The following is a 23640-nucleotide window of genomic DNA, read 5'->3' as shown; positions in this document are numbered from 1 at the left end:
TAATTAGTCTTTACGCCCTGCCTTAATAAGTTTTTCGGCCATGAAGGCAGCAAAGTTTTTCCGGTAATAGTCGCCCACGGTAATATCGAGCCCGGTGGTCATTTTGATCATATTGCCTTCAATACTTTCAATATGATCTTTGCTCAAAATGAAACTACGTTGAAACTGCACAAAGGCGGGTTTCCGGTTAAACACTTGCGAGATCTCTTTCAACGACATGTAGGTCATCACCTTTTTTGAAGTAGTATGAATCATTACATAGTTTTGCTTGCTTTCAACGGCTACAACTTCGGCATACTTTACCTTTATTATTTTCAGATTGTCATTTTTGTTTTTTACAAAAAAGAAATCGTCCAAATCACCGGAGTCAGTATCTTCTTCAATTACTTTGGGAAATAGTTTGGCAATAGTGGCAGCAAATTTAAAGAAGGTATAAGGCTTTAGCAGGTAAGCATCGGCGGCAACTTCAAATGCTTCATACCCATAGCGTGTATGGGCTGTTGTAACAACGAGTTTGTGTGTTTGCTGCCTTATTGCTTTTGCCAGTTCAAGACCGGTAATACGCGGCATTTCAACATCCATAAAAACGAGATCAACCATGTCCATATTTGCAAAGTCAAGTAAAGCGTTCACCGGGTCGGTATAGCAATTAAGTAATTTGAGATTGGGTACATCATTAACATATTTTTTTAAGCCCTCAATTGCGTAAGGCTCGTCATCAATTATAATACACTTATAGCTGCTCATTTTGCAAATAGAAAACTCAGTTCAATTTATTAAAATATTAAATATAAAATACAATCAGGCAGCATTAACATACTTATTGCTGTTTTTTGACAAAAACCAGTAAAGAAAATTACCCTGTTTATGTAGAAAGTATAACGTTTTGTATAAATATTGCACTTATTAATTTTTATACGGATAAATTGCGACATTGATTTGCCGGATATAAATATTTTTTGAATAAAAAATCCGGGATAGTAATAATGAAGCTTTACCGGCATATGTAATATTTAGGCTGGGCATCATAATTATACGCCCGAAGACCGTTTTTAATGTTTTTTGTTAGTTAAAATAACCGGCGTTAATTACCGGTGTATAAAATAGATTATAGTAAACCATTTATTATGCTAAGATGCGCTATAATTGATGACGAAGAATTTTCAGTCAATTCTCTGTTAAGATATATAGAACTTTTACCTCGGCTGGATGTAATCGGGGTGTATACCAATCCGCAGGAGGCATTGGAACAGGTTGGCCAGGTTAATGAGTTAGACCTGCTTTTTATGGATATCGATATGCCTTATATCTCAGGTATTGAACTGGCCCGGGCGTTGAGGTCAAAAACACAGAAGTTGGTTTTTACCACCTCGCATTCCCAATATGCTTTTGACGCTTTTGAAGTGGAAGGCGATGCGTTTTTACTCAAACCATTCAGTTTCGGAAAGTTTTCAACGACCATCAACCGCTTATTCCCGGTAATGCCCGGAGAGAAAGCAAACGATGCCGGTTCCGGAGACGATTATTTTTTGGTGAAAAACAAAGAAGAGGACCTGCGGATCATCAGAGTGAGATATAACGAGATTGTAGCATTTGAAAGTGCACAAAACTATGTTAAAATTTATCTTACAAATGGTAAAGTGTTAACTGCTTACCTAACGTTGAAAGATATAATGGATATAGTAGGTGCGCGGGACAGCTTTAAACAATTTCATCGTGCGTTCATTGTCTCTACAGATTGTATCGACTATATAGAAGGCAGTACCATAAAAATGGTCAATAATCTTTGTTTTACCGTGGGTGAACATTACCGGGACAGCTTTTCGATGTATTTATCAAATAAACTTGTTAAAACCTCGCGTAAGCGATAGGTGCCAGATGAGGGAGATTTGTTGAAGATATAATATCCAACACCACGTATTTATGATGCTGTATGTTCCATTTTTACAATAATGCCCGTCCGGAACTGCTTTGAAAATGCTGAACCTTCAGTTCAAACATTTGGGCGATTTTAGCAGCCCGCCATTTTGCTTCTTCCGCTTTTTCACCGCTGAAAAGCTCATCAACTGTTTGCGTAAACAGGTTTACCCAGCGGTTGAAATGTGCCGGGCCGACAGGCAGCGTTGCATGAGGCGGAAAAGGGAGACCATGATAGGTATGTTCACCAAGCAGAGTAGTTTGCCAGAATGCGTACATTTTTTCAAGATGTTGCGGCCAGTTGTCTTCGATACGGGCGTTAAAAACTGGCCCCAGCAAATCGTCTTTCTGCACCTTATCGTAAAATGAATTGACCATTAGTTTCACATCGCTGAGATCCAAAAGCTGCTTTTCCTCTTCCATAACCGCAATATAGGTGATTATATTCCAATGACGGGCAACGCCTGTCAGGGATACGTAAAATCATGGTTTTGAGCCGATATTTGTACCGGCAAAATATCCGGTTTTATGCGGTAAAAGGATATACACGGTTTGTCCTGTACTTTTTTTATTGGAAGGCTTAGTTCTTTAATAATTGAGGCTCCCTGTCGATATTAATTGCCACACTGAAGTCACAGTTATACTATATCAACAGTTGACACAACAAGCGACTTTCTTTTTTTTAGCTTTGCTTTCAAAATACTACCTATGGACTTAAACAACGTTACATTAGAAATAACCGGTCTCATCATCACATTTGACCATTACGACGCCCTGGCAGCAAATCTGTTGAGCAAAGAAAAAAGCGGATTAAACGATGAATTCGAAAAAATACGCAGCAAAAATAGCGGCCATTTACGTGTTTTTTTCGGCGATACTACCTTTTATGATCAAGACAAACAATTAAAAAAGTTGTCCGAAATTAAGACGGCGATCAAAGACAGGCTGGAAGGTGTGGATGCCAAAAAGGTACACGAATTCATTGAAAGGCTTGAGAAAGATGCAAAAAAAATGAGGAAACTTTATAAGGCATTACAGAAATGAGAACGAAGCGCCGGTTTGATAGCAGTTGTGTAGGGGAGAGATGTAAAGCCTGCAACAGGGAATGACTTTTTGATGTTTAGGCTTTCTCGTTTCACCTTACTAAATGTTGTATCAAAGAGGCTGTATCATAAATGGAGATACGGCCTTTTTTTGCTTATTCGGATACTTAAAGCGATATGCATGGTTTTAGGTTGACTCTACTGACAAAAAGGGGGTTAACAGGGTTAACAGAATTTTGTATCGATTTTTAATTATATTGTTGATAATCAATTGATTGGGCGTTTTTTATGCCAAAAAAGTGTTAACCCCCTTTTTGTATAATGATATTTACTTATATTGTTCATAATCAGTTAATTAAATGATTTTACGCGAAAATGTGTTACCCCCCTTTTTGTGTAAATATAATCGGCTAAATTTCAAGTCACTGGTAACATAACATCAGGGGGCGCAATTTGATTTATGATACAACCTCTTTGATGTCTAGTGTCTGAGTAAAGCGGTGCTTTGTCATTTTGGAAACAACCATACTCATTTTGGAAACTTTTGTCATGATGCAATCCGGCAACTTTGTGGTATAAAATTTATGACATCATGAAAACCATTTTTATTACCGGTGCGTCTACCGGATTGGGTAACGCCACTGCAAAACTTTTTCAGGCGCAGGGCTGGAATGTAATCGCTACTATGCGTAACCCGGAAAAGGATACCGAACTAAGTCAACTTGAAAATGTTACCTTGTTGCCGCTCGATGTAACTGACATTAATCAGATCAGTAAAACAGTACAGGCTGCGCTTGAACTCACAGATATCGACGTAGTTTTTAATAACGCCGGCTATGGCCTTATAGGCCCAATGGAAGCTTATACCGACGAACAGATCACCAAACAACTCAATACCAACCTGCTTGGTGTAATACGTGTCACGCAAGCTTTCATCCCATATTTTCGCGAACGTAAAAAGGGATTGTTTATCAGCACAACTTCTATGGGGGGATTATTGTCCTTTCCGTTATCCTCAATTTATCATGCCACCAAATGGGCGCTCGAAGGCTGGAGCGAAAGTATGTCGTTTGAATTGGGTATGTTCAATATTGGTATTAAAACAGTGGCCCCGGGCGGTATCATCACCGATTTTGGTGGCCGTTCTCTTGAGCCGGTGAGCCATCCGGCCTACGATGCTGCCCTGCAAAAAATGTTCGCTTTGTTTAATGTAGATAATTTTTCGACAGCCGAACAGATTGCGGCGGTGGTATATAAAGCAGCTACCGATGGGAAAGATCAGGTACGATATGTAGCCGGCGCGGATGCCAATCGTTTGTATAACCGCCGGTTGGAGGTTGGCACCGAGGCTTTTCGCAAAGAACTGGGCCACATGATCTTTGAACAGGGAAATATTTAAATTAGCATCATGAAAAAAGCAAGCCAGGCGCCTGTTAGTATCCATAGTATCAGCGAGCTTCACAAGTTGATGGGCCTTCGTGGTCCCGCGCACCCAATGATCAGTTTGGTAGATAATACAAAGGTTGTTATCAACCTGGATACCATGCCGGATAGTTTTGTGCTTGATTTTTATAAAATTTCCTATAAAAAAACAATGAAGGGCCGCATTGGCTATGGCCAGGGATATTATGATTTTGATGAGGGCGGTTTGATATTTACCGCCCCTCATCAGGTCATTCACTTTGACAAAGATGTCGAATATTACGGTTTCTCCATCCTGTTTCATCCAGATCTTCTGCGTAACTACCCGTTGGGAAGGAATATGAATAAGTATGGTTTTTTTTCGTACGATACCAGGGAGGCACTGCACTTATCAGAAAAGGAAAGAGGCATTATATTGAACATCATGGAACAGATAGGTGCCGAACTGGAAACCAATATCGACGATTTTAGCCAGGATGTAATTATATCATATCTCGAAGTGCTGCTTAACTACAGTAACCGGTTTTATAAACGCCAGTTTATAACTCGGAAAGCGGCCAGTCATGACTTGCTGGACAATATGGAAGAACTGCTTGCAACCTACTTTGAAGGCCGGCAAAGCCTAAAAAGCGGCTTACCTACAGTTGAATATCTTGCCGGTCAGTTAAACCTGTCGCCACGGTATCTGAGCGATATGTTGCGCTCCCTTACCGGTCAAAGCGCGCAGCAACATATCCATCAAAAACTGATAGATAAAGCCAAAGAGTATTTAACCACCACCAGCTTGTCTGTAAGCGAAATAGCTTATATGCTTGGGTTTGAACGCCCACAGTCGTTTAATAAACTCTTTCGTAAAAAAACTGATTTGTCACCGCTGGAGTTCAAACAAGCCTTTAATTAAGTGGTGACATCTGAACTGAAATTCAGTTCTAAACTTCCGTGGTGATTATTTGGTAAAAACCAAATAAAAATGGACCGCAAGCAAGTTCAATTAATTTTTTCCAAGTACTTTAGATTTCGAATAGTGATGGGTTGGTTATCCGGTTTGAGGCCGTAAAAAGACTAACATGTATATTATGAATCTAAAGACAAAACAATGTTTGCCCGTGTTCTGCACATTGACATTTTTATTGGTATTTGCAATGATAAGTGGGAATGCTGTTGCACAGGTAAAAAAACAGGTACAAGCCTTATCTAAAATAAAAGGTGAAAAGCCAAGAAATGTGATCTTTATCCTGACAGATGACCATCGCTATGATTTCATGGGTTTTACTGGCCGGGTACCATGGCTCAAAACTCCAAATCTTGATAAATTATATGCCGAGGGAGCCTGGTTTAAAAACGCTTTTGTAACCACATCGTTATGTTCGCCCAGTCGTGCATCAATATTAACAGGTGCATATTCTCATGTACACACCATTGTAGATAATAACGCCCCCGAACCACCTAACCTGACTTACTTTCCTGAATATCTTCAAAAGGCAGGGTATCAAACCGGTTTCTTTGGTAAATGGCATATGGGCGATGATGATGATCACCCCCGTCCCGGTTTTAACCAATGGGAAAGCTTTCGCGGGCAAGGCGTATACTATAACCCCACGCTAAATATCAATGGAAAACGGGTAACGTACGGTGATTCTACCTATATCACCGACCTGCTGACTGAACATGCGCTTGGCTGGCTTAAAAAAAGGGATAAATCGAAACCGTTCTTTTTGTACCTGTCGCACAAAGCTGTACACGCGCCAATGCAGCCGGCCAAAAGGCACCGCGGATTATACAAAAATTTGCCATATACCTTACCGTCCACGTTTTACCAAACCCAAACTGATGCCTATAAAAAATTGGGTTGGCCCGAGTGGGTAAAACAGCAGCGCTATAGCTGGCACGGAGTGGATTATCTTTATCATACGCACCAGCCGATAGAAGAGTTGGTGAGGGATTATTGTGAAACTTTGCTGGCTGTTGATGAAAGTGTTGGCGCGGTTATGGATTATCTGAAGCAGGAAGGCCTCGATCAGAATACCCTGATTATTTATATGGGTGATAATGGCTTTAGCTTTGGCGAGCATGGGTTGATCGATAAACGGCATTTTTATGAAGAATCGGTTAAAGTGCCATTTTTGGCCCGTTGCCCGGAGCTTTTTAAAGGTGGTCAGGCCATTAGTAAAATGATCCAGAATGTGGATGTAGCGCCAACCATTCTGCAGGTGGCCGGCCTGCAGAAGCCAGCTACCATGCCGGGAAATTCTATTATTCCGTTATTGAAGGGAGACTCTACTAAATGGCGCGACAAAATCTTTTATGAATATTACTGGGAATACGATTTCCCGATGACGCCGGTTATTTATGGCGTGAGGACAGATAGGTTCAAATACATCAGGAACCAGGGCGTGTGGGATACCAATGAGCTCTACGATCTTGAAAAAGACCCAGCCGAAAGTGTCAACCTTATTGACAAACCGGAATACGAACAAACAGTAAAGCAACTGGCCAATGATTTATACGACTGGCTGGAGAAAACAGGAGGGATGCAAATCCCCCTTAAGCGTACGGTCAAACACCCGTGGGGCGATTACCGACACCCTTATAACGACTAATGCTTTTTGTAACAACTACGATTAAAAGACAAGCTGAAAATTAAGTTGTAAAATGGATAATTCAAGAATATACAAAATGTCTTTTGCGGGTGTTTATCCGCACTATATCCAAAAGGCGGAGAAAAAAGGCCGTACAAAAGCCGAAGTTGATGATATTATATTTTGGCTAACCGGTTATGATGCAAAGATGCTGCAAAAACATATCGACGACAAAACCAACTTCGAAGACTTTTTTGCCGGGGCTCCGCAATTAAACCCCAATGTTTCAAAAATTACCGGTGTAATTTGCGGCTATCGTGTTGAAGAAATTGAAGATAAACTGATGCAGAAGGTCCGTTATTTAGATAAGTTGATTGATGAATTAGCAAAGGGAAAGGCAATGGATAAGATTTTGCGGAAATAAGAGCCGTTTGCTATTTAAAAAGAGACTGTATCAATATTTTTCTTATTCAGCTACTTAAGCAATATAGTTTAGGGTTGGATTGATTCTACTAACAGAGTAGGGTTATTGCATTCTAACGTATAGTCGCAAGTTCAAGCGTCTTTCGCTTGAACTATTTTGAAGGTAAGCGTCCTCGCTTACCTTTTGACATTGTTAGGGAAGCGCATCGAATTGGAATGCTACAACCCGACTAACAAAGGGGGTTAACAAGGTTAACACAATTTAGGGCTGATATTTAATTATGTATTTGATAGTCAATTAGTTTTAATGTTTTTTTATCGAAAAACATGTAACCCCCATTTCGTATAAATATATCGGCTAAATTTCAATTCATGGGTAACAACCTGGTTCGGGATATTTTTCGGTACTGATTTTATCTGTGAAATAGATCTTAGGTATGCCTATAGCGTTGCCATCAAAAAAATGCAGGCTTTAAAATTGCTGCCGTCTAAAGCAAAACCTAATTTACATTGGCTCATGAATGGGCGCAGGTCAATATCCGGGCCTAAAACTAAACAGGCATGCGGACTAAGGGCACCATTATTTCCTGGCTTGAGTAACAATGCCTGAAAACCTATAGCGTTATTCTTAATGTAAAAAGAAAACGCACCGATACCAAAAGTTCCATTTTTTTCATCCCTCGCATCGTGATTTAGGATTTTCACCCTATTCCTTTAGGATATTACCCCCTCCAAACAGGTCATTTAAGTCAGTTTTGTTTAAACCAAAAATAAACAAACCATGAAAGAGATGATAATTCATTGACCTGCCTAATGATCTTGCTTATTGTCCGCGTGCCCTATAGCACAGCATTATCTGATCAATAAGCGCCTGATCTCCATTTTATTTTAAACAATCACAATAAATAAAACAACCCAATCAAAATGAATCAAAATGGATAAAATTTACTTATGCAGTTATTTTAAAGTAAGTATTGCAAAGGGCTTTAAACATGCTCTGGGCGTAATGGCGATACTGTGCTTTCTTATTCCCAATGCCTACTCCCAGGCCAGAAAAATATCCGGTACAGTAAAAGATGCTAAGGGCCTGAGCCTGCCCGGTGTAAGTGTTAAAATTAAAGGAACAGCCGGTGGTGCCATTACTGATAGCAAAGGAAGCTTTAGTTTAAGTGTTCCTAATAGCAATGCCGTATTGGTATTTTCCTATATCGGCTTTGTAGCCAAAGAACAAGCTGCCGGTGATGCTTCGGTAGTTGATGTTGTCCTTACCGAGCAAAGCACCAGTCTTAATGACGTAGTTGTTGTAGGTTACGGAACGCAAAAGAAGGTAAATGTTGTAGGCTCTGTAGCTACAGTAAGTGCAAAAGACCTGGAAAACCGTCCTGTAACCAACGTTTCATCGGCATTAACCGGCTTAAGCTCTGGTGTATCGGTAATGCAAAGCTCAGGAAAGCCTGGTGCCGATGGCGCAACTATCCGCATCAGGGGCCTGGGTACATTAAACAATAACAACGCGCTGGTAGTAATTGACGGCATCCAGGGTACTTTAGATGCTGTAAACCCGGATGATATCGAAAGTATTTCGATATTGAAGGATGCTGCGGCTGCTTCTATATACGGTTCGTTAGCAGCAAACGGCGTTATTTTGGTAACCACTAAAAAAGGAAGTAAAAACAAAACTACCATTACTTATAGCGGTATAGCATCTAAAACTAACCCAACCGCCATGCCCTCGTTTGTTACGGACTATGTAAGGCATATGCAATTGGTGAACGAAGGCTATAAAAACCTTGGCCAAACACCGGTTTATACCGATGCCACCATTGCCCAATGGCAAAAAGCCAACGCCGATCCAAATGGGTTAAATACCATTGGTGTGCCTAATTACATTGCATATCCTAATACAAATTGGGCAAAAACTATTTTTCAAAACAATGTGCTGCAGGATCATAACATTGCTTTAAATGGCGGTAATGAAACCACGCAGTACCTGTTATCGGCGGGTTACAATGGCAACCCCGGTACAATGCAAAACACCGGATCAAACAAATACCAGTTCAGGGTTAACCTGCAAACCAAGGCTACCAAGTTTTTAACTGTCGGTACGCAAACATTTGCATCGTTACAAAGCTATGGGCTGGCCAGCACAAGCAATGCGTTTAATTATTTAAGACAAACTACTCCGGGGGTATATCCATACTATGACGGTAAATATGGCTTTCCATCTGCACCGGAAGAATCATCGACAGCCAATAACATTCTTACTTATTTAAACAGCACCGGTGGCAGGGATCAGGAATCGAGGTTTAACAGTACCATTTTTGCAAACGTTAATTTGTACAAAGGCCTGGTGCTCGAAACAAAATTCAACTATCAAACCCGCTTTGAGGAGAACAATTCCTACACCATTCCATTGGAGCGCTGGGATTTTTCAACCAATACTTTAAAATCGGCGGCAACGGCCCCTGCGCAGTTAAGTACTTACTATGATTTTAACAAAAACTACCTGCTTACCTGGGACGCCGTTTTAAGGTACAATACTACTATCGCCAAAGATCATAACATCGGAATCTTGGGTGGCTTTGACCAGTACTATTATAATTACTATTATTTCGATGCTACCAAGTTAGGTCTTATCGACCCTACAATAACTACTCTGAGTTCGGCAACAACACCGACTGCCGCAACAGGCGATGCTTATGATTATTCCCTGCGATCGTTCTTTGGCAGATTGAATTACGACTACAAACAACGCTATTTACTGGAGGCGGTGTTCAGGTATGATGGTTCATCAAAATTTGCACCTGCAAACCGCTGGGGTTTTTTTCCTGCCTTTGCCGCCGGATGGAGGATTTCTGAAGAGCCTTTCATGCAAAACCTTAACAATTACGTGGGTAATTTAAAACTAAGGGCTTCATGGGGACAGACCGGTAATAACGTGCTCAACTCTTCGGCTTCCTTAGGAAATTACGATTACATGGCTACCTATGGTACTACTGCTTATTCATTTAACGGAGCAGCGGTAACCGGTTTGATTCAGTCAAAAACAGCTAATCAAAACTTAAAGTGGGAAACTACAACCACTACCAATATCGGTTTAGACGGATCATTGTTTAAAGGCAAAATGAATTTTGAAATTGATGCCTATCGCAAGTATACCAGTGGTATTTTATTTACGCCAACCGTGCCGTTAACAGTAGGTACGGCAACGGCCGCAACACAAAATATTGCTGAAATATCAAACCGTGGTATTGAGGTTACTTTGGGTTACCACGGCAAGGCCGGTGATTTAAGCTTCAACGTATCGGGCAATTTTGCCTATAACTTTAACCGGGTTGAAAAGTACAAAGGCACTTTACAGGAAGGGTACGCTACTGATGCTACAGGAGCCTCTGTGTATTCATCAAATATCGGGCAGGTATCAAGCGGTGGTACTACAAGAGTAATACAAGGCCACCTGATTAATGAGTACTATCTATATCCTGTATACAAGGGTAACGGCAGCTACTTTAATGCCGATGGAACCGTAAATAAGAATGGCGGCCCTAAAGATGGTATGATCAGGACTCCCCAGGATATGGCATGGCTGCAAAGCATGATGGATGCTGGTTACAAATTTCAGCCAGGCAACGGCATCGGCAAAACTAAGATCTATTATGGCGATTTAATTTACGGCGATACTAATAATGACGGTATTTATGGTAATAGCTACGATGCTCAGCTAACCAAGAAATCATCAGTTCCTAAATACAATGCCGGTTTGCAGTTCAATGTTGCTTACAAAGGCTTTGATTGCTCTATGATATGGGCGGGCAGTTTTGGTATGTATTATTACTGGAACGATACGGGTTACAACAACTCCATTGTGTCATTGGGTAACGCGGTTAGCACTTTGATAGCCGACAACCACTACTATTACAATGATGCCAATCCTTCTGATCCCGCAAATAACACTGGCGCACATTATCCAAGGTTAAAAAACACATCTGATGTGCAGAACGCCGCAGTAGCCAGCGATTTTTACTTGTATAACGCATCATATGTAAAGCTTAAAAATGTGCAGTTAGGCTATACCATTCCTAAACGGATTTCTGAGAAATGGGCTTTAACTAAAATAAGGATCTATGTAGCTGCCGAAAACTTGCTCACTATTACAAAGTACCCTGGCCTCGACCCGGAAATAGGGGCAAGCGTGGGTTACCCAACCATGCGTCAATACTCAGTTGGTTTAAACGCTACTTTTTAAGGAGAAAAAATGATGAAAAAGATATTTATAGCTTTACTTACCGTAATTATTGTAACAGGTTGCAAAAAGAACCTGCTTGACACGGCACCATATTCGTCTGTTGCCTCGTCAACCATGTGGACGACTGATAACTTCACCGATTTGGGGGTTACCGGTGTTTACCAGGCCTTGAGGCTTGGCGAAAACACAGGTGGCGACAGCGAACTGGAATTGTATATGTTTGACCGATTTGCATATACCGGCCAATACAGAAGCCAGGAATCAATGCTGTCGGGAACTATCACCACAGGTAATTCGCTTTTCAGTAGCACCTGGCAAAACCTATATGAAGGAGTACAGCGTGCAAATGATGCCATCAAAAATATACCGTTAAAATCACCGTCGGACGCTGCCAAAAAAAGCAGGTACGTTGCCGAATGTAAGTTTTTAAGGGCCTATTTTTACCTGAGATTAAACCAGTTATGGAAAGGTGTGCCGATATACCTTGAACCGTTTACTGCAGAACAAGCAACAAAAGCACGTTCAACAGAAACAGAGGTATGGAACCAGGTAGTAGCGGATTTAACTGCCGCCATTAACGAGCCAGCCTTACCGCAAATTTATGCAGCCGGAGCCGCTAACTACGGTCACGTTACCAAGGGAGCGGCATACGCCTTACGCGGCAAAGCCTACATGTATCTGAAAAAATGGGATTTGGCGGCGGTGGATTTTAATATGGTAAAATCGGCCGGATATGCGCTTTTTTCAAATTATGTAACCCTGTTTAAGGCAGCTAATGAGCAATGCAGTGAAATGATATTTTCTATCCAGAACGTTGCTGTTGCCGGTGGCGGAACAACAGGTTATGGTTCAACTACGCAATGGTTTTGCGGTACCCGTTCATCATTCGGCTCATGCTGGAACCAATACCTTGTATCACCAAATCTTGTCGATCTGTATCAAAACCTTGACGGCTCAACTTTTAGTTGGGATGCCGTGCTACCGGGCTATTCGAGCCTTACGCCGGCGCAGAGGGAGGTTTTCTTTTTAAGGAACAATCTTACCGCTGCCGAAATTACTGCAGCCACAACAAGGGGTGCAGCAATGAATTTGTACCTGCCGACAGGCAATGAAGAAAGGATCCTTAAAGCTTATGCTAACCGCGACCCGCGTTTGGCCGCTAACGTAATTACTCCGTATTCAACCTATAATGGTGCTTATAATTCACTGAATGCTACGGTAACGTCACGCTGGCCTTACCGTTCAGAAGCTGCCATTGGCGGTGATCTGCGTACAGATACACAGAGCTATTTTTATTACCTGTACAGGAAATTTGTTTATGAAGGAATTTCAGAAACCATTAATCGTGCTTACGGGCCAACGGATTTTCCGATCATCAGGTACGCCGATGTGTTATTAATGTGGGCTGAGGCACTTAACGAACAAGGCTTAACTTCAGATGCGGTTGCCAAAGTAAATGAAGTACGCGCAAGGGCTGGTGTGGGTTTATTGAACTCAAGTGCCGCAACAGCAGTAGCCGGACAGGATGACTTGCGTGAGCGAATCAGGAACGAGCGCAGGGTTGAATTCCCGAACGAGGGTATCAACTATTTTGACGAACTGCGCTGGAAATCATGGAAGGATAAAGTATTTTATGCGGGCAACGGTGTAAAGCAAGTTTGGGGAGCCAATGTATACACCTATTCATTCCAGGGTGATTACATTTACAATTGGCCTATCCCGTTGGTTGAAACACAAAGGAATCCCAACCTGAAACAAAACGACGGATGGATTAATTAGATAAATTAGGGTTTTTACCGTGTGTTGAATAGCAAGGCACACGGTAAAACTTTAAAGTAATTTGATCATTATTATATGCCATTTTTAAATAAACTGATTTTTCCTTTACTGCTGTTGGCAGGTTCCGCACGGGCGCAAAACAATAGTTTTACAAGTATTTCGCCGGGAGATACAGAGGCGGATATCATTTATAAAGCTGCTCATGTAACACCATCTCCAAGGCAATTGAGATGGCAGCAGCTTGAGCTTACCGCGTTTTTTCATTTCGGGGTCAACACGTTTACCAATAAGGAATGGGGCGATGGAAAGGAAGATATCTCAAAATTTAACCCTACTGAGCTTGATGCAGAACAATGGGTTAAAACGGTTAATAGTGCCGGAATTAAACAGGTAATCATCACCGCCAAACATCATGATGGTTTTTGCCTGTGGCCAAGCCGGTTTACAGAGCATAGCATTAAAAACACGCCATACAAAAATGGTAAGGGGGATATTGTTAAGGAAGTAGCTAACGCTTGTAAAAAGTACGGTGTCGGGTTCGGCATTTATTTGTCGCCATGGGACAGAAACTCTGCATATTATGGAGATTCGGTTAAGTACAATACCTATTTTGAAAACCAGTTAACCGAATTGCTTAGTAATTACGGTAAAGTTGACGAAGTATGGTTTGACGGTGCAAACGGGGAAGGCCCCAATGGTAAAAAGCAGGTTTATGACTTTAACAGCTGGTATAAGCTCATTCGCAAATTGCAGCCGCAGGCCGTAATTGCCATACAAGGACCCGATGTACGCTGGGTTGGTACAGAAACCGGCAAAGGCAGGTTAACCGAATGGAGTGTGTTACCTGTTGATGAGCAGCAGCAAAAGAAAATAGCCGATGCATCTCAAAAAGATGTGATGATAAAACCGGTTGTTTATAAAGCAGGTGAAGATCTCGGCAGCCGCGAAAGGCTGAAAGGAGCAAAAGGCTTAGTTTGGTACCCCGCAGAAACTGATGTATCTATCAGGCCGGGATGGTTTTATCATCCGGCAGAAGATGCTAAGGTTAAAAGCGGGCAGGAACTCCTGAATATTTACTTCACTTCGGTTGGACGTAACAGTTTATTGTTGTTGAACATCCCTCCGGATACCCGGGGCCTCATCAGCGATAGCGATGTGAAAGCCCTTAAAGATTGGGCGCAATTACGTGAATCACTTTTTAAAAATAACCTGCTGAAAGGGTTTACGGTACGCTGCGCAAACGGGATCAATAACCAGATGCTTGTGAGTGATCGGCGATCCTTTTGGACAACCAAAGGCAAGGATTCTACCGCTGTAATTGAGTTTGAATCGCCTGCTCCGGTATCCTTTAATGTATTGCAATTGCAGGAAGATATTACTAAAGGTCAGCGGATAGAGAAATTTTCGCTGCAATACTTTCAGGACGGTAAATGGGTAGAGATTACATCCGGAACTACAGTGGGGTATAAGCGCCTGCTAAGCTTTAAGCCGGTTACCGCTGGTAAAGTAAGATTGGTAATTGAGTCATCGCGCTTTAATCCAACGCTTACAGATGTGGGCTTATTTAAAAGTGATATTACGCCCTGATAGCAGGGTTAAAATAACAATAAATGAAAAAAATATTTCTATTGATCGTCCTCGTTTTATGCGGGGCAACCATATATGCCCAGCAGAAAAGGAAACTGGTTTGGTCGGACGAGTTCAATTATAAAGGTCAGCCCGATCCTCAGAAGTGGGATTATGAGGATGGATTTGTACGCAATAACGAGCCTCAGTATTATACCACCAAACGCCTCGAAAATTGCAGTGTTGAAAACGGAACGTTAGTTATTGAAGTAAGGAAAGAGGAATTTCCAAATGCCCGTTACAAATCCGGCTCGACTAATTGGGCTGAGAAGGAGCAGTTTGCGCATTATACTTCGGCCAGTCTGATCACCAAAGGTAAGGCCGACTGGAAATACGGGCGCGTAGAAGTCCGCGCCAAAGTAGCTACCGGTGCAGGCGCATGGCCGGCTATCTGGATGCTGGGAACAAATCGCGGCGCAGTAAAATGGCCCGATTGCGGCGAGATCGATATTATGGAATACCTGGGCCGCGATCCTTCAAAAGTATATGGTACTGTACATTATGCCGATTCGTTAGGAAAATACCAGCATCAGGGCGAAAGCCCAGTGGTAGGCGCGCCTGCCGATGGTTTTCATATTTATGCCCTGGAGTGGTACCCCGACAGGTTTGAATTTTATTATGATAACCTGAAATACTTTGTGTTTGATATCAGCAAGGCGCAGCAAAAGGAGGGCAATATTTTTCAGAAGAATTTTTACCTGTTACTAAACCTGGCATTAGGCCATGAGGGGTCATGGGCAGGCCCGTTTAACGACAATCTTTTGCCGCTGAAGTACTACGTTGACTACGTGCGTGTATACCAGTAAATCAATAATCAGTTAACCATTATCGCAACTAAAACCGCAACATTAACTGGTCTCTGCTGATCGGTTTACTTCCTTGTGCTTTATGAATAAACGACTATCAAAATATTTATACTTTTTTTTACTGTTACTGATCAATGCAAATTATTCATTTGCTCAGGTCGGTGCTAATGATAGCCGTAAGGTTGTCAATTTTAACAGCGACTGGAAATTCCATTTTGCTTATGATATCAGGAAACAACCTCAAAAGATCAGTGTAACGCTGCCCCACACCTGGAATTCCGATGATGTGTTAAAGGGAAAAGCCAACTATGCCCGGGAAGCAGGCATTTACGAAAAGAGCTTTTTTGTGAATCCAAGCTGGAAAAATAAAAGGCTGTTCCTGTATTTTGAAGGGGCTAATAGTGTGGCCTCGGTTTTGATAAACGGCCATTTTATTACAGAGCATAAGGGAGGGTATACGGCTTTTTGCATTGAGATAACAGATCGCGTTAAGCTGGGTGAGGCAAACAATATTCAAGTACAGGTAAGCAACGCTTCCAGAACAGATGTGCTGCCCCTCTGCGGCGATTTTAACATTTATGGCGGTATCCACCGGCCGGTTTCCTTGCTGGTAACATCAAAAGATTGTATTTCGCCTTTAGATTACGCCTCATCAGGGGTCTATCTAACGCCGAAGGTTTTATCTGATCAAGCTGCCACGGTGGGTATTATTACCAAATTATCAGTAACCGGTACGGCAGGTTTAAAACTTAAGGCTGATATTTTAGATGCCGGTAAAACTATAGTGTCATCCGTAACAAATAGTATCACCAATAACAAGCAATGCAAGCAAACCATAAGTTTAAAGCAACCTCATTTGTGGAATGGCAAGGCCAACCCTTATCTATATACTGTTAACATAAGCCTGATCAGGAATGGGCAGGTAATTGACAAGGTTACCCAGCCTTTAGGGTTCAGGACTTACCACATTGACGCGGATAAAGGGTTTGTATTAAATGGCAAATATCTCGATCTGCATGGCGTAGGCTTTCATGAAGATGTGGAAGGTAAGGCATCGGCAGTTGACCGCGCCGATCTGAATAAAGATATGGAGCTGATTAAAGAGATAGGGGCCACAGCCATCCGCTTAACCCACTATCCGCACGGTAAATATTTTTATGACCTCTGCGATAGGAATGGCCTGGTTGTGTGGTCGGAGATCCCTTTTGTTGGTCCGGGAGGGTATACCGGAGCTGGTTATTTGAAAAGCCCGGCTTTGGAATCCCAGGTGAGGCAGGTATTAACTGAAATGATCCGTCAAAATTATAACCATCCTGCTATTTGCTTTTGGGGTTTGTTCAACGAGCTGAAACTTGATCATGATGATCCGGTGCCATTTTTAAAGCAATTGAATGAGCTGGCCAAAAAAGAAGATCCAAACAGGTTAACCACTGCGGCTACTTTTTTAGATGGCAGTCAGTTCAACGGGGTATCTGACGTTATTGCCTGGAATAAATATTACGGATGGTACGATGGCGAGTTTAAACAAATTGGTTCATGGGCCGATAAAACCCATCATGATTATCCGCAAAAGCCATTTGCAGTAAGCGAATACGGGGCCGGCGGCAGCCCGTTTAAGCATGCTGAAAATGATGACAAACCAGATGCTGATGGAAAGTTCCATCCTGAAGAGTGGCAAACGCGCTACCACGAGGTTAACTGGCAGGAACTTAGCAGGCGGCCATTTATTTGGGGCAAGTTTGTATGGGCGCTGGCCGATTTTGGCTCGTCTATCCGTACCGAAGGGGATGCTGACGGGATCAATGATAAAGGCCTGGTTACCTATAACAGGGCGGTTAAAAAAGATGCCTTTTACTTTTATAAAGCTAACTGGAATAAGGAGCCCATGTTATATATTGTCGACCGGAGGAATACTGTGCGGCATCAGCAGGTAACTGCTGTGAAAGTGTACAGCACCGCTCCGAATGTAAAACTGATGGTGAATGGTGTAGTGATAAATGGCGGTAAAACCGATGATTTCCGTACTGCTGTATGGGATAATATCACCCTGCAAAAGGGAAAAAATAAGATTGAAGTAAGCAGTGTTATCGACGGCAAGCTATTGCAAGACTCCTGTGAATGGAAGCTGGAGAATTAATCACTGACATAAATAAATTGTATGAAAAAATTACTGATGCTGCTTTTATGTTGCAGCGCTGTGTTAAAAGCTCTGGGTAATACGTATTATATCGACGATAAAAAAGGTGATGATATGTTTGACGGTCGCAGTGCAGGTAAAGCATGGCGCTCATTAAATCGGGTAAATAAACAGGTTTTTGAAGCCGGTGATAGTATCCTGTTCAAAAGAGGAGGAGTGTGGGAAGGCCAATTAGTGCCGATGGGATCGGGTACTGTAAAAGCGCCTATTGTTTTCGGCGCTTTCGGCTCAGGTGCTTTGCCCGAAATTAAAGCCAGTGGGCATTTTAAGGACGCCGTTTTGTTAAAGAACCTTCAAAATATTGTAGTCGAATACCTTGCATTATCAAACTTTGACAGTACTATCCCATTCCAAAAAACAGGGCCGACCGGAGTGCGGGTATTGGCTGAAGATATAGGTACATTACACAATATCAGGCTGGCTAACTTGTACATTCATGATATTAACGGCGATAACAAAAAAGGATCGGCAGAAGGTTATGGCATCTTTTGGGATTGCCAGGGGCCGAAGCCAAGCAATATTGAACATCTGGTGATCGAAAACTGTAAAGTGGAGCGGGTTGACCGTAACGGGATCCGCGGTAATGGTACGTTTTCTTTCAGGACTAAATGGTTTCCCAATAAGTATTTAGTGATCCGTAATTGCCTGCTTGATGATATCGGCGGCGATGGTATTGTGGTTAAAGCTTTTGATACCGCCATGGTTGAGCATAATAAACTGTTTCATATCCGCACCAGGGCAAAGGATAATGCCGTGGCCATTTGGCCACACAGCAGCGATAATACAGTTATCCAATATAACGAAGTGGCGTACACCCAAAATGATAACTGGGCTAACGACGGGCAATCTTTTGACATCGACGGCAATAGCAGGAATACCATTATCCAGTACAATTATAGTCACGATAATGAGGGCGGTTTTATGCTGGTGATATCTGATCTGATTAACAAAGACAACGTAATGACCACCGGAAATATCATCCGTTATAATTTAAGTGTAAATGACGGCCTGAACCGTAAAAGGCTATTCAATTTTGCCGGCGTAACGGATAGCACGGTAGTAAAAGGGAACATCTTTTATAATGAAGGCTCAAAATCATACACTACTGAGGTAGCAGATATTGAAAACGGCATCCCTGATCATGTAAGCTTTGATGATAATTATTTTTTATTTGCCGGTAAGAATGCAGCTGTTTTTTCCAAATCACCAAAACAGTACAGCAAGGTTGTATTCAGCAATAATGTATTTAAGGGCAATATCATCGGCATGGATAATTTGGTTAACGTAAAAGGCTTATCCAAAGTAAAATCTAACGGCTCTAAAGTATTGCATAAGAGCAAATTCTTTCCGTGGATGTACCTGCCTGCAAAACTCAGAGTGCTTGTTCCTGATTTTCCTGAAAGTTTATACCAGTCATATATTTCAAACGGATTGCGATGATAAATGCATAGGTGTTGGATAAGTAAAATAAATTTAATTAGTTTTATTTTCCGAGGGGCGAGATGAAACTAATTATAACCACATTCCTGTTTTGCATATTTATTTCGTTATCCGCTTATGGTCAGCGGATAGCATTTGAAAACCTCACGGTGGATAATGGCCTGTCTCAAAATTCTGTATTGGCAATTGTTCAGGATAGCCGCGGTTTTATGTGGTATGGTACCCAGCATGGGCTTAACAAATACAATACCCGCAGTTTTAAGATCTATAAAAACAATCCGACAGATCAGTCGAGCATTTCATCTGATTATATCACCTCGCTCGTTGTCGATTCGCGTAAAGTGCTTTGGGTGGGCACTCGTAACGGCCTGAATAAATATAATCCCGAAACTGATAGCTTTGAACGAGTTAAACTAAGCCTGCATGTTACAGGAGCCGAAATCATAAGCGCAGTTTACGAGGATAAACGCAGCAACATGTGGGTTTGGTCGTCGGATGGGCTTTACCGCTTTTCAAACGCAACCGGCAGTTTTAACTCAATTGCTGTTCCTGACTCTGTTGCCGGTTTATATGGCACCAATGTGCATACCTTGTACCAGGATCGCGGCGGTAATTATTGGATTGGCTCATCAGCAGGGTTAAGCAAAATGCAGGAGACAAATGGCAGGTATACTTATCAAATGTATAAGCACAATGATAAAGTAACCAATAGCCTGAGTGATAATTATGTAACCACCATTACCGAAGACGCCGCAAATAACTTATGGATAGGTACATTACATGGCGGTGTAAACCTCTACAATAAAAGCTCAGGAGCCTTTACCCATTTTTTGGCCAATAACGGTGCTAATGGGCCTGCCAACAATAATATCAGGGTCCTTCAGCCCGAAAAATCTGGGAAAATCTGGATAGGTACACAAAGCGGCCTGAATATTTTAAATCCCGTTACAAAACAATTTGTAACCTACAGGCACGATCCCGAGGATAAGAACAGTTTAAGTCAAAACTCTATTTACAGTGTTTTTATCGATAATTCAAATACGGTTTGGATAGGTACTTACTGGGGAGGCATTAACATAGTATCCAATCCCAATACCACGTTTTTGACCTATCAAACAGCCCGCTATCACTCGGCCATTAATAACAACGTGGTAAGCGCCGTTGCCGAGGATGAAAGACATAACCTGTGGATTGGCACCGAAGGCGGCGGCCTCAACTACTTCGATCGTAAAGCAGACGTTGTTACTACTTATCAAAATAAAATAAATGACCCTTCGTCGCTCGGGTCCGACCTGGTGAAAGTGGTTTACATTGATAAAGACCGGAACGTATGGATAGGTACCCACGGCGGCGGTTTAAATATGTTTAACCCGGCAAACCATAACTTTAAGCGTTTCCTGTATAAGGAAAATGACCCGGTAACCTTAGGCTCGGAAGTGTTGAGCATCTTGCATGATTCCGACGGCAGTCTTTGGGTGGGCACACAAAGCGGGTTGCTCATTTTTTACAAAAAAGGTTCTTTATTGGAGCATGTAGATCAGTCTGTTATCGGTAAAATCGGCAAAAAATCTGTCATGGCTTTGATGGAAGATAACGGGAAGAATATCTGGATAGCTACTGCCAACGGTTTATATAAAACAGATCGCAACCATACCCATATCAAGGTTTACAAAACTGAAGATGGCCTTAAGTCAAATGATATTAATTGTATTTACCAGGATACAAAGAAGCGGATTTGGGCTGGCTCGTATTATGGCGGGCTTGCAAAATATGACGAGGCTCATGAAAAATTTATAACTTATACCGAAAGGGAGGGCTTAACCAACAACAATGTACTTAGTATTTTAGAGGATGAAAAAAATAACCTGTGGATGGGGACAGGTAATGGTTTATCCAGGTTTTCTATCGCTACACAAACCTTTAAAAATTACAGTAAAAACGATGGCTTAGGAGGCAATACGTTTAACATCAATTCCTGCTATAAAACAAGTGATGGCGAAATGCTGTTTGGCGGGCTTAACGGCTTGAGTAGTTTCTTCCCCTCAAAAATTGAGGATAACGTGATACCTCCACCGGTAATCATCACAGCATTGAAGCTTTTTAACCAGGCTGTAGGGATTAACCAGCCGGATAAGCTGCTTTCAAAGGATATCAGCCTTACGCAAAATGTGGTTTTTTCGCATGCTCAAAATGTATTCACCATTGATTTTGCAGCGCTAAATTATATCAAATCTGATAAAAATAGGTACGCGTATAAACTGGAGCCCTTTGATAAAGACTGGGTCCATACCGATATCCCATCCGCGCCGTACACCAACCTGTCGCCGGGGAGTTACACATTTTTTGCGAAAGGCTCAAACAATGATGGAATTTGGGGAAAGGCTGTTACCCTGCATATTAAAGTGCTGCCTCCTTTTTGGGAAACTACCTGGGCTTATTGTTTGTATGTGCTCTTTATCGGAAGCATAGTATTCCTGCTGGCACGCTTTTTTATTTTGAGATCTTTACTGCGGCGAGATAAAGAGCTCACGCATTTAAAACTCAACTTTTTTACCAATATCTCGCACGAGATCCGCACCCACCTTTCCCTGATATTTGGCCCGGTAGAGAAATTGATCCTCGAAGAAAAGGACGGCACGCAAACCCGGCAATTGCAGGTCATCAAAAAAAACTCCGATAGCTTGCTGCAACTGGTAAATGAGCTCATGGATTTCAGAAAGGCCGAAACCGGGAATCTGAAACTGCATATTGCGGAGCATAACGTGGTAACCACTATCTCTGAAATTTACAGTTCGTTCTATGATCATGCGGTATCCGCTAATATTACTATTGACCTGGTTACCTCTGCGGATTATATTCCGCTGTATTTTGATAAAATACAATTGGAAAAAGTGTTTTTTAATCTGTTGCACAATGCATTCAAGTTTACCAATAGCGGCGGTTATATCAATGTTCTGGTTGTGGATGGAAAAGATCATGTAACCATTACCGTGGCAGATAACGGTAAAGGCATTGCTCCCGAAAATTTGAAGAATTTGTTTGAAAATTATTTCCAGGAAAATGATCTTGGTAAACAAAATACAGGTTATGGCATTGGGCTTGCTTTATCAAAAAGTATTATTGAGCTGCACAAAGGCTCTATCGCTGCAGATAGTAAAATAGCCCATTCTGGCAACAAAACATCCTTTGTTGTTAAGCTGCGAAAAGGTGCGGCTCACTTTAAGAATACTGATCTGGTGCAAAGCCCGGTAAATGATTTTCTGAATGTACAAAGGCCGGTATTGATCGATAACTTAATCATGCCCGCTACTGAACCAGTTGGTTCATCAGCCCCTCTGTTAAAAGAGAAAAAGCATACTGTTTTACTTGTTGAGGATAACCCGGAAGTTCGTTCATTCATTGCCGGTTTTTTGCAAAGCCATTACGAAGTTATTGCATGCGAAAATGGGGTAAGAGGATTGGAAGCCGCGAAGGAATATATCCCGAATGTTATTATAAGCGATGTAATGATGCCCGAAATGGATGGCTTTACATTATGTAACAATGTGAAGACAGACGAGCGCACTAACCACATTCCTGTTATTCTTTTAACAGCCAAAGCATCCGGCGCAAGCCACATAGAAGGCCTTAAAATGGGCGCCGATGTTTATTTAACCAAACCCTTCAGCATTGAGGTATTGCTGCTGCAGGTTACCAACCTGTTAAACGCAAGCGAAAGGATCAGGAAATCGCTTAAAGAGCAAATTACAGCTACTGATAATCATGCTTTAAATGTCGGTTCAGAAAAGAATGCTCAGGCCACCCAGGAACTGGTTAATACAATTGACAATGAGTTTATAAATAAACTGGTAAGAATCATTGAAAAAGACATTGATAATTTAGAATTCGGGGTTCCTGAGCTGGCCCGTGAAATTGGGATGAGCCAGCCTGTGTTGTATAAAAAGTTAGATGCTGTTACCGGCATGTCGGTGAATGACTTTATCAAGTCTGTAAAAATGAACAACGCCGGGATACTGCTCAAAACCAAACGGTATACCATTAATGAGGTGGCTTATATGGTTGGGTTTAGCGACAGAAAATATTTTAGTAAAGAGTTCAAAAAAAGGTATGGAAAAACACCAACGGAATTTATGGAATGAGATGGGTGTGTAAAACTGATATA

16 protein-coding genes are annotated in these 23640 nt (G+C 41.8%); 13 read left to right on the top strand and 3 right to left on the bottom strand.

Features of this window, described 5'->3' with window-relative positions; translation table 11 throughout:
• Positions 1-3: 3 nt before the first annotated feature.
• On the bottom strand, positions 4-747 hold the full coding sequence (locus AC59JO_RS09705) for a LytR/AlgR family response regulator transcription factor (RefSeq protein ID WP_413667673.1): 744 nt from the start codon (positions 745-747) through the stop codon (positions 4-6).
• Positions 748-1127: 380 nt separating this feature from the next.
• Here AC59JO_RS09705 and AC59JO_RS09700 point away from each other — a divergent pair, with 380 nt between their 5' ends.
• Positions 1128-1871: a LytR/AlgR family response regulator transcription factor gene (locus AC59JO_RS09700; protein ID WP_413667674.1), complete on the top strand. Its 744-nt coding sequence runs from the start codon at positions 1128-1130 to the stop codon at positions 1869-1871.
• 73 nt (positions 1872-1944) lie between these two features.
• Here the strand turns inward: AC59JO_RS09700 and AC59JO_RS09695 are convergent, their stop codons facing one another.
• Positions 1945-2340 (bottom strand): group III truncated hemoglobin, encoded by a 396-nt coding sequence (locus AC59JO_RS09695; protein WP_413667675.1) that lies wholly within the window; start codon positions 2338-2340, stop codon positions 1945-1947.
• 285 nt (positions 2341-2625) lie between these two features.
• On the opposite strand from AC59JO_RS09695, the gene AC59JO_RS09690 reads away from it, so the two are divergent.
• From AC59JO_RS09690 to AC59JO_RS09670, 5 genes are all read left to right on the top strand, one after another.
• Positions 2626-2961, top strand: a complete 336-nt coding sequence (locus tag AC59JO_RS09690) for a hypothetical protein (RefSeq protein WP_413667676.1) — start codon at positions 2626-2628, stop codon at positions 2959-2961.
• A 588-nt stretch (positions 2962-3549) separates the two neighbouring features.
• Positions 3550-4359 (top strand): SDR family oxidoreductase, encoded by an 810-nt coding sequence (locus AC59JO_RS09685; protein WP_497305045.1) that lies wholly within the window; start codon positions 3550-3552, stop codon positions 4357-4359.
• Between the two features lie 9 nt (positions 4360-4368).
• A complete protein-coding gene (locus tag AC59JO_RS09680) occupies positions 4369-5283 on the top strand; it encodes a helix-turn-helix domain-containing protein (RefSeq protein WP_413667677.1) in 915 nt (304 codons plus the stop codon).
• Positions 5284-5524: 241 nt separating this feature from the next.
• On the top strand, positions 5525-6982 hold the full coding sequence (locus AC59JO_RS09675; RefSeq protein ID WP_497304984.1) for a sulfatase family protein: 1458 nt from the start codon (positions 5525-5527) through the stop codon (positions 6980-6982).
• A 52-nt stretch (positions 6983-7034) separates the two neighbouring features.
• Complete coding sequence (locus AC59JO_RS09670) at positions 7035-7385, top strand: DUF2200 domain-containing protein (protein WP_413667679.1); 351 nt, start codon at positions 7035-7037, stop codon at positions 7383-7385.
• 440 nt (positions 7386-7825) lie between these two features.
• Here AC59JO_RS09670 and AC59JO_RS09665 read toward each other — a convergent pair whose 3' ends face one another.
• Positions 7826-8089, bottom strand: coding sequence for a hypothetical protein (locus AC59JO_RS09665; RefSeq protein WP_413667680.1), 264 nt, complete (start codon positions 8087-8089; stop codon positions 7826-7828).
• Between the two features lie 229 nt (positions 8090-8318).
• Between AC59JO_RS09665 and AC59JO_RS09660 the strand changes: the two genes are divergently transcribed.
• The 7 genes from AC59JO_RS09660 (at position 8319) to AC59JO_RS09630 (ending at position 23617) form a co-directional block, all read left to right on the top strand.
• On the top strand, positions 8319-11630 hold the full coding sequence (locus AC59JO_RS09660; protein WP_497304981.1) for a SusC/RagA family TonB-linked outer membrane protein: 3312 nt from the start codon (positions 8319-8321) through the stop codon (positions 11628-11630).
• 12 nt (positions 11631-11642) lie between these two features.
• On the top strand, positions 11643-13409 hold the full coding sequence (locus AC59JO_RS09655) for a RagB/SusD family nutrient uptake outer membrane protein (protein ID WP_497304979.1): 1767 nt from the start codon (positions 11643-11645) through the stop codon (positions 13407-13409).
• 75 nt (positions 13410-13484) lie between these two features.
• Positions 13485-14996 carry an alpha-L-fucosidase gene (locus tag AC59JO_RS09650; protein WP_497304977.1) on the top strand — a complete coding sequence of 504 codons (1512 nt, stop codon included), beginning with the start codon at positions 13485-13487 and terminating at the stop codon, positions 14994-14996.
• 23 nt (positions 14997-15019) lie between these two features.
• Entirely contained in the window at positions 15020-15841 is an 822-nt protein-coding gene (locus AC59JO_RS09645; protein WP_497304975.1) for a glycoside hydrolase family 16 protein, read from the top strand.
• Between the two features lie 82 nt (positions 15842-15923).
• Positions 15924-17978: a glycoside hydrolase family 2 protein gene (locus AC59JO_RS09640; protein WP_497304973.1), complete on the top strand. Its 2055-nt coding sequence runs from the start codon at positions 15924-15926 to the stop codon at positions 17976-17978.
• Between the two features lie 21 nt (positions 17979-17999).
• Complete coding sequence (locus tag AC59JO_RS09635) at positions 18000-19478, top strand: right-handed parallel beta-helix repeat-containing protein (protein ID WP_497304971.1); 1479 nt, start codon at positions 18000-18002, stop codon at positions 19476-19478.
• Between the two features lie 62 nt (positions 19479-19540).
• Complete coding sequence (locus tag AC59JO_RS09630; protein WP_497304969.1) at positions 19541-23617, top strand: hybrid sensor histidine kinase/response regulator transcription factor; 4077 nt, start codon at positions 19541-19543, stop codon at positions 23615-23617.
• The last annotated feature ends 23 nt before the right edge of the window (positions 23618-23640 follow it).

Source organism: Mucilaginibacter sp. A5337 (genome assembly GCF_059690695.1).
This window is presented reverse-complemented; position numbering and strand designations above follow the sequence as displayed.

What these genes read in the sequence shown, in the direction of transcription:
- AC59JO_RS09705 (WP_413667673.1), bottom strand. Translation starts at nt 747, where the DNA reads ATGAGCAGCTATAAGTGTATTATAATTGATGACGAGCCTTACGCAATT.
- AC59JO_RS09700 (WP_413667674.1), top strand. Translation starts at nt 1,128, where the DNA reads ATGCTAAGATGCGCTATAATTGATGACGAAGAATTTTCAGTCAATTCT.
- AC59JO_RS09695 (WP_413667675.1), bottom strand. Translation starts at nt 2,340, where the DNA reads ATGGAAGAGGAAAAGCAGCTTTTGGATCTCAGCGATGTGAAACTAATG.
- AC59JO_RS09690 (WP_413667676.1), top strand. Translation starts at nt 2,626, where the DNA reads ATGGACTTAAACAACGTTACATTAGAAATAACCGGTCTCATCATCACA.
- AC59JO_RS09680 (WP_413667677.1), top strand. Translation starts at nt 4,369, where the DNA reads ATGAAAAAAGCAAGCCAGGCGCCTGTTAGTATCCATAGTATCAGCGAG.
- AC59JO_RS09675 (WP_497304984.1), top strand. Translation starts at nt 5,525, where the DNA reads ATGATAAGTGGGAATGCTGTTGCACAGGTAAAAAAACAGGTACAAGCC.
- AC59JO_RS09670 (WP_413667679.1), top strand. Translation starts at nt 7,035, where the DNA reads ATGGATAATTCAAGAATATACAAAATGTCTTTTGCGGGTGTTTATCCG.
- AC59JO_RS09660 (WP_497304981.1), top strand. Translation starts at nt 8,319, where the DNA reads ATGGATAAAATTTACTTATGCAGTTATTTTAAAGTAAGTATTGCAAAG.
- AC59JO_RS09655 (WP_497304979.1), top strand. Translation starts at nt 11,643, where the DNA reads ATGAAAAAGATATTTATAGCTTTACTTACCGTAATTATTGTAACAGGT.
- AC59JO_RS09650 (WP_497304977.1), top strand. Translation starts at nt 13,485, where the DNA reads ATGCCATTTTTAAATAAACTGATTTTTCCTTTACTGCTGTTGGCAGGT.
- AC59JO_RS09645 (WP_497304975.1), top strand. Translation starts at nt 15,020, where the DNA reads ATGAAAAAAATATTTCTATTGATCGTCCTCGTTTTATGCGGGGCAACC.
- AC59JO_RS09640 (WP_497304973.1), top strand. Translation starts at nt 15,924, where the DNA reads ATGAATAAACGACTATCAAAATATTTATACTTTTTTTTACTGTTACTG.
- AC59JO_RS09635 (WP_497304971.1), top strand. Translation starts at nt 18,000, where the DNA reads ATGAAAAAATTACTGATGCTGCTTTTATGTTGCAGCGCTGTGTTAAAA.
- AC59JO_RS09630 (WP_497304969.1), top strand. Translation starts at nt 19,541, where the DNA reads ATGAAACTAATTATAACCACATTCCTGTTTTGCATATTTATTTCGTTA.